12 protein-coding genes are annotated in these 12376 nt (G+C 33.8%); 5 read left to right on the top strand and 7 right to left on the bottom strand.

Annotated features, from left to right (window positions below; translation table 11 throughout):
• Positions 1-93: 93 nt before the first annotated feature.
• Together ACQKCJ_RS24215 and gcvT are read right to left on the bottom strand one after the other, a co-directional pair.
• Positions 94-2124: a carboxy terminal-processing peptidase gene (locus tag ACQKCJ_RS24215; RefSeq protein WP_271335636.1), complete on the bottom strand. Its 2031-nt coding sequence runs from the start codon at positions 2122-2124 to the stop codon at positions 94-96.
• A 194-nt stretch (positions 2125-2318) separates the two neighbouring features.
• A complete protein-coding gene (gene gcvT / locus ACQKCJ_RS24210; RefSeq protein ID WP_271335637.1) occupies positions 2319-3401 on the bottom strand; it encodes a glycine cleavage system aminomethyltransferase GcvT in 1083 nt (360 codons plus the stop codon).
• A gap of 595 nt (positions 3402-3996) precedes the next feature.
• Here gcvT and ACQKCJ_RS24205 point away from each other — a divergent pair.
• The 3 genes from ACQKCJ_RS24205 to ACQKCJ_RS24195 all read left to right on the top strand — a co-directional run bounded on the left by ACQKCJ_RS24205 (position 3997) and on the right by ACQKCJ_RS24195 (position 6503).
• Complete coding sequence (locus tag ACQKCJ_RS24205) at positions 3997-4845, top strand: NAD(P)H-hydrate dehydratase (RefSeq protein WP_427403104.1); 849 nt, start codon at positions 3997-3999, stop codon at positions 4843-4845.
• Positions 4846-5347: 502 nt separating this feature from the next.
• Positions 5348-6130, top strand: coding sequence for a HipA family kinase (locus tag ACQKCJ_RS24200; RefSeq protein WP_427403103.1), 783 nt, complete (start codon positions 5348-5350; stop codon positions 6128-6130).
• Complete coding sequence (locus tag ACQKCJ_RS24195; protein WP_271335640.1) at positions 6120-6503, top strand: DUF3037 domain-containing protein; 384 nt, start codon at positions 6120-6122, stop codon at positions 6501-6503. The genes ACQKCJ_RS24200 and ACQKCJ_RS24195 overlap by 11 nt, the downstream gene beginning before the upstream one ends.
• A gap of 316 nt (positions 6504-6819) precedes the next feature.
• Here the strand turns inward: ACQKCJ_RS24195 and ACQKCJ_RS24190 are convergent, their stop codons facing one another.
• Entirely contained in the window at positions 6820-7938 is a 1119-nt protein-coding gene (locus ACQKCJ_RS24190; protein WP_271335641.1) for a pectate lyase family protein, read from the bottom strand.
• Between the two features lie 217 nt (positions 7939-8155).
• On the opposite strand from ACQKCJ_RS24190, the gene ACQKCJ_RS24185 reads away from it, so the two are divergent.
• A complete protein-coding gene (locus ACQKCJ_RS24185) occupies positions 8156-8725 on the top strand; it encodes a Crp/Fnr family transcriptional regulator (protein WP_271335642.1) in 570 nt (189 codons plus the stop codon).
• A gap of 179 nt (positions 8726-8904) precedes the next feature.
• Here the strand turns inward: ACQKCJ_RS24185 and ACQKCJ_RS24180 are convergent, their stop codons facing one another.
• The 4 genes from ACQKCJ_RS24180 to ACQKCJ_RS24165 all read right to left on the bottom strand — a co-directional run bounded on the left by ACQKCJ_RS24180 (position 8905) and on the right by ACQKCJ_RS24165 (position 10968).
• Positions 8905-9453, bottom strand: coding sequence for a HutD family protein (locus ACQKCJ_RS24180; RefSeq protein WP_271335643.1), 549 nt, complete (start codon positions 9451-9453; stop codon positions 8905-8907).
• A 167-nt stretch (positions 9454-9620) separates the two neighbouring features.
• On the bottom strand, positions 9621-10127 hold the full coding sequence (locus ACQKCJ_RS24175) for a GNAT family N-acetyltransferase (RefSeq protein ID WP_271335644.1): 507 nt from the start codon (positions 10125-10127) through the stop codon (positions 9621-9623).
• Between the two features lie 111 nt (positions 10128-10238).
• Positions 10239-10472, bottom strand: coding sequence for a hypothetical protein (locus tag ACQKCJ_RS24170; protein WP_271335645.1), 234 nt, complete (start codon positions 10470-10472; stop codon positions 10239-10241).
• Positions 10473-10491: 19 nt separating this feature from the next.
• Positions 10492-10968 (bottom strand): hypothetical protein, encoded by a 477-nt coding sequence (locus ACQKCJ_RS24165; protein ID WP_427403102.1) that lies wholly within the window; start codon positions 10966-10968, stop codon positions 10492-10494.
• A gap of 777 nt (positions 10969-11745) precedes the next feature.
• On the opposite strand from ACQKCJ_RS24165, the gene ACQKCJ_RS24160 reads away from it, so the two are divergent.
• Positions 11746-12213, top strand: coding sequence for a JAB domain-containing protein (locus tag ACQKCJ_RS24160; RefSeq protein WP_427403101.1), 468 nt, complete (start codon positions 11746-11748; stop codon positions 12211-12213).
• Positions 12214-12376: the final 163 nt, after the last annotated feature.

Below are 12376 nucleotides of genomic sequence, written 5' to 3'. Positions count from 1 at the left end.
ACCTGAAACCTGAAACCTGAAACCTGAAACCTGAAACCTGAAACCTGAAACCTGAAACCTGAAACCTGAAACCTGAAACCTGAAACCTGAAACCTACTTCGCGGTATTAAAATCATTAATTATATTAACTGCTTCATTCAGGTACGGATTCGTTTTAAGATGATCGATCTGGTACTGATTTATCGTTTTGTCGTTTGGATAAACGCTTAATAAATATTGATTTACGGTAGAGTTATAAACGTCTAACGGATTGTTTTCATCATTAAACGTATTAATTTCTGTCCAGAGCGAGTTTACTGTTTTTTTCTGTTGAAAAATAGCATCCAATGTCATCGGAATTTCGGCTTTTGGTTTGTTTACCAATTCATCGATTTTTTGGTTTATTATATTTATGTTATTAAAAAAGTAATTATCTGCCAGTCTTGTAGTACTGTTTTTTGCCAGCTTATCGATTAGAGCTCGTTTTACGTAAGGTTTGTATTTTAGAAACGGTTCAATACTATCATTTTTAATAGCGGTCGGGAAATCACTTTCTTTTTGGTAAACCCCTTCATAGAATTCAGGAAGCATCACGTCAGGTTTCACTCCTTTATATTGATGGCTTTTTCCGGTAACCCTGTAAAATTTGTTGATAGTTATTTTTAGAAAATCAGTGTTTTTAGTTTCGTCAAGCGAAAGTATAGTTTGCATAGTCGCCTTGCCAAGCGTAGTGCTTCCCAATAATAAAGCACGATTATAATCTTGCAGTATAGAAGCAAAAAATTCACTTGCCGAAGCTGTGTTGCTGTTTACTAAAATTACAATTGGTCCTTTATAAATTAAACCTTTGTAAGGATCATTAATAACAGATTTGACCTGGTTATTATCTACCACAATCGAAAGTGGTCCGTAATCAATAAACATTCCCGCCAATTTTATGGCTTCTTCCATCGATCCGCCGCCGTTATCAGTCAAATCAATAACAAGACCTTTTATATTGTCCCTTTCCAGTTTTATAACTTCTCGTGCCACATCATCGGCACAGCCTTTTCGGCTGTTTCCATCTAAATCAGCATAGAAACTCGGAATTTTAATGTATCCTATTTTGCTATCCTTACCAATAATGAAGCTGAAAACAGAATTTTCCTCATCTTTCATTATTTGCTTTTCGATAAAAACATCAAAGCTTTTCCCTGAATTTCGTTTTAGGGTAAGTGTTATGCTTTTATTAGATTCTGACAAAATCATGGTTGATATCGATTCTAAAGAAGCACACGAAACCTGCAGTGTTTCTTTTTGATTGGATATCGAAACAATCTGATCGCCTTTTTTTATCTGTCCCGTTTGATAGGCTGGGCCATTGGGATCAAGTTCAGCTATAATAATTTCATTTTTTTCATTCAGGTTTACAGTCATTCCCAAAGACAAATGTTCTTTTGATAATGATGCTACGAAACTCGTTTTAGAATCATCACTAAAATAGGCAGTATGAGGATCAAAATAAGTACAGAAATAATTATAGAGCTTTTCTTCCTGTTTGATGTTCGTTTCCAAAAGCGTGTTGATTCGGCAAATTTCATTTGACAAAATCAAGTTTTTAGCTTTTAATTCTATTGATTTAAAATTAGCTTTAATAGAATCCAGATTATCACTTGTTTCCGCTATTTCGTCTAAAATTTGATAACGGATTTTTTTGGACCAAACCTTTTCCAAATCTTCTTTTTTAAGATAAAACGGAAATGATTTTTTATAGAATCGAATCGTATCATTTTTAGTATAATCGATAGGTTCCTTTTGTATTTTTTCCAGAACGGCTTTAGTTCTCAAAAGACCATCTTTATATTTTTGAGTTATATCATCTAAAAAACTGCAGTTATCACTAAGAATAAAATCGTCTAAATTCGTACGATATTTCTCTGACATATCACCATATTCTGACTTGTAAAATATATTTCTCGAAGGATCTAATTCGTTCATCAGATTATCAAAAACAAAAACAGATAAACTATCATCTACCGGTTTTGGCCTGATATGTTCTGCTTGAATAAGGGCATTTATTTTATTTAGTATTTCACAAGTGTTATTGGTGTTCTGACTGAATAAAACACTGGTAGTCAGTAAAAATAATAGGGAGAGCTTTTTCATAGATCGAAAATCATCGTTTACATTAAAATTACGTTTATTTTTTGATTAAGAGTTATAATTTCTATAAAAAATCTTACAGATAAACGATTTGTTTTTTAATATAGAAATAGGCAAAAAGTAAACTTTGAATCTCCGCTAAAAAAAAATGCACTACAGTTGATTGTAGTGCATTTTCTAAGATATTGAATAAAAATCTATTTCTTATAAAAAGGTAATTTTACCACTTTTGCAGGAACATCATTTTTTCTAATTCTGATAAAAATGTCAGTATCTACAGCACTATTGTTAACAGTAACATATCCTAAACCAATTCCTTTGTTCATAGAAGGCGACATCGTTCCAGAAGTTACAACACCAATAACAGCACCAGAAGCATCAACGATTTCATAATCATGTCTTGGTACAGCACGTTCCTGCATTTCAAAAGCCACTAATTTTTTAGTAACACCTTCTTCTTTTTGTTTTTTCAGGTTTTCTGAATTTGTAAATTCTTTAGTGAATTTTGTAATCCATCCCAAACCAGCCTCAAAAGGCGAAGTAGTATCATTAATATCATTACCATACAAACAGAATCCCATTTCTAAACGTAAAGTATCACGGGCAGCCAAGCCAATAGGTTTGATTCCAAAAGCTGCACCAGCCTCAAAAACCTTGTTCCAGATTGTTTCAGCATCAGCATTTTTACAATAGATTTCAAATCCGCCAGAACCCGTATAACCGGTTGCAGAGATAATTACATCACTAAATCCTGCAAAATCAGCCACTTCAAAATGATAATATGGTATAGCCGATAAATCTATAGAAGATAAAGGCTGCATTGCCTCAACCGCTTTTGGTCCCTGAATGGCCAATAATGAATAATCATCCGAAAGGTTTTTCATATCAACACCCAAATCATTGTGCGATGAAATCCAGTTCCAGTCTTTCTCAATATTCGAAGCATTTACAACCAGTAAATACTCTTCCTCTTTCATTTTATATACAATCAAATCATCAACAATTCCGCCATCATTGTTTGGTAGACAAGAATATTGCGCTCTGCCAATCGTCAAAGTCGACGCATCATTTGAAGTTACTTTCTGAATCAAGGCCAAAGCATTTGGACCTGTCAATAAGAATTCACCCATATGCGAAACGTCAAAAACGCCCACACTGTTACGAACCGTCTCATGTTCAGCGTTAATTCCTTCATAAGTAATAGGCATATTATAACCTGCAAAAGGAAGCATTTTCGCTCCCAAACTCTCATGTATGTGCGTAAGCGCAGTATTTTTCATTGTGTTGTTTTATAAAATTGTGTCGCAAATTTATTCAAAAAATATCTAAAAAGAATACAATAAATTATAAAATTCGCAATGATTAGGAGCTATTTCCTGCTATCCGCTATATCTTTTATTTTTTAAAGAAAAAAACAAAAGGATATCGCTCCTATCAGGGCTAGAGATTTTGGGAAACATGAAACACTTTCTTCTTCATTTTTTGCGTAACTTTAATAACCTTAATTAATCCGTTGGGGGTAAATAAATGAAAATTTAATTGAACACATAGAAACATAGCTTGTATGATTTTGAAAAAGTAAATCAAAAAGAAACTCGTTTCTCACACATAGTCCCGATAGCTATCGGGATGTGTTAATGCAAGTGAAACGACTTTTTTAAGCTTTAAAATCTATGTTTCTATGTGTTAAAATAATTATAAACAAAAACGTTTATTATCATAAAATTAAGTTGGAAGATGAAACGTCAGCTAATTAAAAAATTCGTTTTTATCTCCGTTTTTACGAAGTAAATCCGTTTCATCCGCGTCATAAATAAGCATCAACTAGAATCAAAAAGTGATTAAAAAATTAAAACAATTAGATAAATAAGCCAAATGAAAGATCCGCTTTTAATCACCAAAGAAGAAATTCTAAAATTCTACAAGCCCGTAAATCCTCATACACATAAAGGACTTCAGGGTCATGCGGTGATTATTGCCGGAAGTTATGGCAAAATAGGAGCAGCCGTTTTAGCATCAAAATCCTGCTTAAAATCAGGTTGCGGACTCGTAACTACTTATACGCCAAAATGTGGTTATCAAATTCTGCAAATCTCAATTCCTGAGGTTATGGTAGTCACAGATGAAAATGCCAATTTTATTACCAATATTCATCTTCCCATTCAGCCACAAGCCATCGCGATTGGTCCCGGAATAGGGAAGGAGTTAGGCACACAAAAAGCGGTATTCGAATTTTTAAGAGTCAATAAAACACCTCTTGTTCTTGATGCTGATGCGTTGAATATCTTAGCCGAAAATCAATCCTGGTTAGAATTAGTTCCTGACAACACGATTCTGACACCACATCCAAAAGAACTGGAACGTTTAATAGGCAAGTGGAATTCAGAATCTGAAAAGTTTCAGAAAACAATCGCATTCTCTGAAAAGTATAAAGTTATCATCGTCATGAAAGGCGCACCAACTTACATTATCAATAAAAATCAAATCTACGAAAACACCACAGGAAATGCTGCTTTAGCAACCGCAGGAAGCGGCGACACCTTAACCGGAATCATCACTAGTTTTCTGGCGCAAGGTTATGAACCTAAATATGCCGCAAAAATAGGCGTCTTTCTTCACGGATTAACTGCTGATATTGCCTTGCCACAAACCGGTTATCAATCGTTTATCGCATCAGATATTATTGAGAATCTGGGAAAGGCTTTTTTGGAATTGGAGAAATAGAAAGTCTTGCTTCAGGTTTCAGGTTTTCTTTGTTTCAGGTTTGTTGGAGCGTGTTTAACCGAAAGGTTGCAATCCCGATAGCTATCGGGATACGCAAAGGTTCGCAAAGTTTTTTTTTATGTCATGTTGAGCGAAGTCGAAGCCCACGTTCCAATTGGCGCGCCTTCGACTTCGCTCAGGATGACAAAAATGACGACAATTGCAGGTTGGAATTTTCAACAAAAACCTTCAGTTAAAATACCAGAGATAAGATAAAAATCCGTATTAATCTGCGTCTTCGCTTTAGCGAATCCGTTTCATCCGCGTACTTTTTTCACAATCTCTTTATAATATTAAGCTTTGCGACCTTAATAAAGCGAAGCCAATTTTAAAATTAACCTTAGCGCTCTTTGCGTAAACCTTTGCGACCTTTGCAGTTAAATAAGCAAAATCCAAGAAATCTAAGAAGTCTAAAAATCTAACAATCTAAATTAGTAAGTTTGTATTTCAGTAAATACTGCTTATGAAAAAAAATTTCGATCTCAGAACGGTAAACGTTACACGATATATAACACCTTTGCGTGAAGGCGGTTCATTACCCGCTTTGGCAGAAGCCGATGACGATTTTAAATATGTCTTAAAATTCAGAGGAGCCGGTCACGGCGTAAAAGCTTTGATAGCCGAATTAGTAGGCGGACAAATCGCTAAAGCATTAAAATTGCAATTACCGGAATTAGTTTTTGCTAATCTCGACGAGGCATTTGGCAGAAACGAAGGCGACGAAGAAATTCAGGATTTACTGCAAGGTAGCCAGGGATTAAATCTCGCACTTCATTTTTTATCCGGAGCTATCACTTTCGATCCTGTCGTAACAACTGTTGATGCTAAATTAGCCTCGCAGATTGTTTGGTTAGACGCTTATATTACCAATGTCGATCGTACATTCAGAAACACCAATATGTTGATCTGGCACAAAGAATTATGGCTTATCGATCATGGCGCATGTTTGTATTTTCACCATTCCTGGAACAATTGGGAGCAACATGCCAAAAGTCCGTTTGCTTTGATAAAAGATCACGTTTTATTGCCACAAGCCTCTCTTTTAAAAGAAGTTGATGCCGAATATAAAACACTTTTAACACCGGAAATTCTGGTAGATATTGTAAATACAATTCCGGAAGAGTGGCTTCAATGGGAGGATATAGACGAAACTCCTGAAACTTTGCGAAATGTATACTTACAGTTTTTGCAAACGAGATTAAACAATTCAGAAATCTTTGTAAACCAAGCGAATAATGCAAGATAGTCACTTATATGAGTATGCCGTAATTCGTGTGGTACCAAGAGTAGAACGCGAAGAATTCCTGAATATCGGAGTCATTTTATTTTGCAAAAGAGCCAAGTTTATAAAAGTATTACACCACATAAACGATGCGAAAGTCGAGGCCTTATCAAACGATTTTGATATCGAACAATTGCATTGCAACATAACAGCATTAGAAAAAATTGTAAACGGAGCCAAAGATGGCGGCCCGATAGGAGCAATGGATATTCCGGAACGTTTTCGCTGGTTAACCGCCATACGCAGTTCAGCCATACAAACTTCAAGACCACATACAGGATTATCCCAGGATTTAGAAAAAACAGTTCAAAGATTGTTTGAAGAATTAGTTCTTTAGAGGAAGGTTCAAAGTTGCAAAGTTGCAAAGGGACAGAGGTTTTTCGTGTAGAGACGCACAGCAGTGCGTCTAACATATTGTAAAATAAAAATCGTGCAAAGACGCAAAGTCGCCAATAATTTAGAAACTTGGCGACTTGGCGTCTTTGCGCGACTATAAAAGACTTGCTATAAAAAAACTTAGCGTCTTAGCGCCTTCGTGGAAAAAAACAAAAAAATAACCATATAAATCATTTAAGAAATCATAAGCCTACTGACTTAAATTTTCTTATATAACTTAGATGGTTATAAAAAAAACTAAAAATTAACGCATTTTACTAAAACGAACCGCAAACATTACCTCCTAAAGTCGCACCAGCTCCGGCACCACCAGTAATATCAGCTTTAACAGCCGAAGCTGCAAGTGTTACAATAGAATACGGAGGAGTAAAAGCGGTATTGCTTCCTGCAGTGTTTCCTGTAGTACTCGTAAATACGTTTCCAACTGCTGTAACAGCTGTATAACCCGTCATTAAATCAATAGGAGTTTTAACGCCTTCAAAAACGTTATTTTCTACCCTAATATTAGCTTCAAAACCAGCAGCAATACATTTGTTGCTTACCGTACTGTTGAAGTAACTATTGATGATATGCACTTTGCCAAAACGTACTCTTGGCATTCTCTCTCTGCAGCCAGGAGCCCACCAGCAACGGGCAAAAGTAATTCTCAATGTTCCGCGATCAGCAGTTGCTCCGTCGCTTGAACCAATTAAGTTCGAATATCTGTGATCATCAGAACCTCCTGAACCTCCTGCTTTAGGTGGTTTCAGGTAATGGAATTTAGAATAAGTAACTGAAATATAATCAGACTTATTTTTGATATCGAAGTTGCCATCAACACCATCTCTAAATTCGCAGTGATCCACCCATACATTTTGACAATCGTCTAAGACAGCATTGTCCCAACCATCAGTGTCATAAGCGCCCGGGCCTTCAAAAATCAAGTTTCTGATGATTAAGTTCGTACATCTTTTGATGTTAATAATACCTGAACCGTCTTTGGTCTGGTCAGTCGAAACTAATTTTGCACCGCTTGCACCATAAATAGTTTTGCCGCTTTGATCCTGCAACGACAATCTTGTGGTAATAGTGATTGTGCCACTAACTTTTACCACTTTTACCGCGCTGTTTTCAATAGCTGATTTTAATTGAGCATAAGTAGTCACAACCGTTTCTGCAGATGTTCCTCCACCGGTTGTTCCTCCGTTTTGAGATGCCCATCCCGGAACCTGAGCACAGTTTCCAACTTTTGCTGTAAAATTACCATCAGTTGGTGTGGTAGTTTCGATAATAGCATTTTGATTGCTTTGGTAAGAAGCAATTTCGTCAGAGTTGCAGCTTGCAAATCCTAATACAAGTGTTAAGGCTAACACTGTCCATGTTGATTTAAATTTCATAATATTTAAGTTTGGTTAAATAGTTAATACTGCAAATCTGACTATAATTAGTATGAAAAAAGTTGAACAAGTTCAATGTTTTGAAAATAATTTACTATTAATTGTGTATTTAACAACTGTTACATTACAAAAAAGTATATTTTTACGTAATCGATTACATTATTTTTCATTCATTAACCTACTTACGCCCCTGAGTAAGAATAAAAAGTAAAACCACATGTATAAAAACCTACGATTAAGCATTGAACACAAAATACCTTTAACAGATGAAGAATGGAAATTAGTTGTTGAAAAAGTCAAGTTTATTAAACTTAAGAAAAATGAATTCCTGCAGATTCAGGATTCAAACAGTTCTTATGAAGGATTTATTTTAAAAGGTGCTTTCAAAACCTACATTTTGAATGATAATGGCACTGAAAGTGTCATTTTTTTCTCGTTCGAAAACGAATGGATGTGTGATCTGGGAAGTTTCTACCATCAAAAGCCCACAACTTACAACATAAAGGCGATAGAAGAAAGCGAGATTTTGGTCATTAGTAAAACCAACAAAGCACTCTTGTTTGAGCAAGTGCCAAAGCTAATTCAGTTTCACATTATTATGGTCGAAAAAGCAAACATCGCTATTCAGCAAAGACTGATCGATGTCTTAAACAAAACCTCCAAACAAAGGTATCTCGATTTTATTGAGAAGTACTCACACAAAGCAGATAAAATCAACAACAGAAATTTATCCTCTTACCTTGGAGTTTCACACGAGTTTTTGTCAAAGATTAAAAAAAGGTGCTAAGGTTCTAAGTTTAAAAAAAAGAGTCGCGCAAAGTCGCAGAGGAGCAAAGAAAAATAAAACTTGGCAGCTTGGCGTCTTTGCGCGATTAAAAAAATATTGCATAAAAACTTACCGAACCTAGCGTAAACCCTTGCGGCCTTTGCGGTTAAATCTGAAACCTGAAACAAATAAACCAAATTTTAAAAATCCAATATTCCACAGAGGCATTCATTAGAAAAATCAAGCACTATATTTTCCTTTTTTTGATTTTCAATGACTAATAAATCATGAGGTTCGAGATCATATAGCTTCTCATTAATTTTTATAATTGTTGTATGCAAAGAAAATAAGATTATTATTTCAGCATTATAATTCTGATTACCATTCGTTATTTTTAGTTTATGATTGGATACTTTTTCAGAAACCATCCAATTAAAATCAGTACCTTTTGTATAAGAAGTCACTTCATCAGCGGAATTAAATTCTATGATTTCATATTTCTCATATCTTTTTTTCTCTTTGTTTAGCTCAATATCCAGATAGTTATCAAGCATAACCAGGTATCGGTAATAGCCTTTAAACTTGGTAAACTCTGAGGGAACTTTCTCTATAGTAGCACTGCTTATTCTGAATATAAAATCTCTGTCGCTATACTTTGCTGTTTCTGGATATATAATATATTCATATGTCAATCCACCACCCCAAATAGAGGCTGAACTATCTTTTTTAGGCAAAAGGCGTATGTTCATGTATTGAATGTTTTAATTACATCTTTAATCCTGTTTCTAAAGGGATTTATATCAGTTATATAGTGAAAAAACTTTGCGCCTTTGCGCATTTGCGAGATTATAAAAGTCAAGCAATAAAAAGTTTAGCGAACTTAGCGTAAACCCTTGCGGTCTTAGCGGTTAAACTCTCAAAGCCTTTTCTCCAAAAATATAAATTCTAAAGGCTTATCAGAAATATTAATATGAATATCACTTGAAGGAAAAGCTTCTCTTTTATCCGTATCGACATAACCGTGACGTTTGTACCAGGCAATAAGCTCTGCACGAACCGAAACAACGGTCATACTAAGAGTAGACAATCCTAAAGATTTAGCATGAACTTCAGCTTCTGCCAACATCTTTTTTCCGATACCGCTATTTTGTAATTCAGGAGAAACGGTTAACATTCCCACATATAATTGATGCTCTTTCTCGACCAATAAAACCGAACCAATAATTTTGTCATTCTCTGTAAATTTCAGAAATGTATTTTTAGGATCTTGAATAATTTCGGTTAATTCTTCTTCTGTAGTTCTTTTTCCTTCTAGTAAATGAGCTTCTGTAGTCCAGCCTTTTTTAGAAGTTTCGCCTCTGTAGGCTGAGTTTATTAATAGGTTTAACGATGGAATGTCTTGTAATGTTGCTTTTGTAATCATGTTAATTTTTATGCTGTAATTTTTAATTTTTTGAATAGCCTCCTGCTTTAGCTGGAGGAACAAAATTATGATATTTAGAATTGGCTTTAGCCAAAATTTTTAAGGTTTTAATTATTTGTTCTTTTGAGATTCCATCAAACTTAACCGATTTTTAATTCTTTCAGCGATATCTAAATCAGCGTCACCATAAATATCTCTTAAATCATAATTCGGATTTCGCGGATCGGTAATTTCTTTAAATTCATTAATATTGAGATTAAAAAGTGCTTGTCCAAATCTTTGGCTTGGATTTTTTTCCAAATACATTTCTAATAAATCAAGTATAATTTTATGTTCTTTTTTCATTACTCAAATTTTCTAAAAACTATATTGGATCTATAAGAAAAGTATTTGCATTTGAAGCTTTTATACTTTCAATTATATATTCTATTTTTGGTTTATAAATTTCGCCTTTTAAGTCAATCAAAACAAATTGGTTTATTTCGCAAAGTTTCAATATTGATTGAAGAATATTTGTAATATTTGATGCTTTTCTCAAATCAATTCGGAATTGAAATTCCTCTATTCTTGTTTTATCATCACTCAAACAAATGCAAGCATCATTATCTTCTTCATTATTTCCATCGCCTTTCCAATTTATAAAAGTATCATTACCCCAATTAGCTCTTTTTATAATTTGATCCAGTTCAGCAATAATCGAAGGAATGTCGTCATCAAAATTTTTCCAAAAAGATTTTGTTTCAGGTAAAAAACCTGTTTTATTATTTTTAAAAATACATTGATAATTGCTGTCAATAGAATTCTCAGGAACTACCATTAAAAGATATTGCCAAATCGCCATAAGTATTTTAGTTTTTAGAATTGAACTGTCTCTCTGCTTTAGCTGGAGGAACAAAATTATGATATTTAGAATTGGCTTTATCTTAAAAAATAATTGTTGCAAAAACTTATTTAATTTTTTAAACTAGATATTTTTGATTTTCTATTAATTAAATAACAATAAGTAAAGTGAGCAGCTAAAACTAGCGTAATACCAATATTCCAATAGATGTGAAAGTAATCAAAGTAGTAGTAAAATCCACAGTAATTTTGAATGGTTTCTTCTGGTAAACGAAAATAAAGAGGGAAGGCAATTAGAAAAAGTGATAAAAATATTGAAAGCACAATAAAACGTCCATATTTTATTTTAAAATGATCTATTAGCCCGTAAGACAGCATTTGGATAATTAATATGATGAAAAAGAATCTTTCCATAATTTTAGAACTTAGTAAAAAATATGTTTGTTTCCTGGTATTAGCCCTGTATTCATGAATTATTCAATTTGAATTAGCCATTTTTTGAGTTCCCGACTGGAACGCTTGCGCTAGAAAGGGAATATTTATGCTGTAATGTATATTTTTTTTATTGAATTACTTTCTGCTTTTACTGAAAAAACAAAATTACAATATTGAGAATGGATTTATCCTGAATTTGAATTTTTTATCTAAAGGGCGAAATCAAATAGTGGTATTATATGACCACACTTTTCTTATAAGGAATATTTAAATTACAAAAGAAAAAAGGAATCATTTATAGCTTTGAGAGGCTATTGTAAATAATTTGTAAATCTTCATTATTATGAAATTGGCAAAAGAGAAAGATTGGAGAATTGCATCAGAAATTGAACTGTTTTATAAGACGAAGGTAAAACTCTCAGAAAGACCTCAGATTGATTCTTCCGAATCAGTTTACAAACTGGCTTTAAAATTTTGGGATCCCAATAAAATAGAGTTTTTTGAGCAGTTTAAAATTCTTTTGCTAAACCAGTCAAATATAGTACTGGGTTTTTATGAAGTATCCAAAGGGGGAATAACAGGAACTTTTGTAGATCTGAGATTATTGTTTACTGCAGCGCTCAAAGCAAATGCAACCGCGCTTATTATGCTGCACAATCATCCTTCCGGCAAAATACTTCCTTCTCCTTCGGATAGATTGATAACTAAAAAAGTCAAAGAAGCAGGTATTGTCCTTGATATAAAAGTAATAGATCATTTGATCATTACCCCGGAAAGTTATTATTCTTTTGCGGATAATGATTATCTCTAATGGAGTAGAAATAGGAATAACAATTCTTCTTCTTTTTCTATTTCCATTATCAGTTGCTAGCGCGAGCGCAATGTCATTAAGTTAAGAAAATTTCATATCGCATCTTTTTGATTTTTAAGCACTAAAGGTCTTACTCTAGTTCTGTATTTACCTGCTTCCCGTT

Source organism: Flavobacterium sp. NPDC079362 (genome assembly GCF_050267765.1).
Classification (GTDB): domain Bacteria; phylum Bacteroidota; class Bacteroidia; order Flavobacteriales; family Flavobacteriaceae; genus Flavobacterium; species Flavobacterium azizsancarii.
The sequence above is the reverse complement of the archived record's forward strand: the minus strand, read 5'-3'. Positions and strand labels throughout refer to the sequence as shown.

Bases quoted from the DNA above. Each gene is read 5' to 3' on its own strand.
- ACQKCJ_RS24200 (WP_427403103.1), top strand. From the start codon at position 5,348: ATGAAAAAAAATTTCGATCTCAGAACGGTAAACGTTACACGATATATA.
- ACQKCJ_RS24165 (WP_427403102.1), bottom strand. From the start codon at position 10,968: ATGGCGATTTGGCAATATCTTTTAATGGTAGTTCCTGAGAATTCTATT.
- ACQKCJ_RS24185 (WP_271335642.1), top strand. From the start codon at position 8,156: ATGTATAAAAACCTACGATTAAGCATTGAACACAAAATACCTTTAACA.
- ACQKCJ_RS24195 (WP_271335640.1), top strand. From the start codon at position 6,120: ATGCAAGATAGTCACTTATATGAGTATGCCGTAATTCGTGTGGTACCA.
- ACQKCJ_RS24215 (WP_271335636.1), bottom strand. From the start codon at position 2,124: ATGAAAAAGCTCTCCCTATTATTTTTACTGACTACCAGTGTTTTATTC.
- ACQKCJ_RS24160 (WP_427403101.1), top strand. From the start codon at position 11,746: ATGAAATTGGCAAAAGAGAAAGATTGGAGAATTGCATCAGAAATTGAA.
- ACQKCJ_RS24175 (WP_271335644.1), bottom strand. From the start codon at position 10,127: ATGATTACAAAAGCAACATTACAAGACATTCCATCGTTAAACCTATTA.
- ACQKCJ_RS24180 (WP_271335643.1), bottom strand. From the start codon at position 9,453: ATGAACATACGCCTTTTGCCTAAAAAAGATAGTTCAGCCTCTATTTGG.
- gcvT (WP_271335637.1), bottom strand. From the start codon at position 3,401: ATGAAAAATACTGCGCTTACGCACATACATGAGAGTTTGGGAGCGAAA.
- ACQKCJ_RS24170 (WP_271335645.1), bottom strand. From the start codon at position 10,472: ATGAAAAAAGAACATAAAATTATACTTGATTTATTAGAAATGTATTTG.
- ACQKCJ_RS24190 (WP_271335641.1), bottom strand. From the start codon at position 7,938: ATGAAATTTAAATCAACATGGACAGTGTTAGCCTTAACACTTGTATTA.
- ACQKCJ_RS24205 (WP_427403104.1), top strand. From the start codon at position 3,997: ATGAAAGATCCGCTTTTAATCACCAAAGAAGAAATTCTAAAATTCTAC.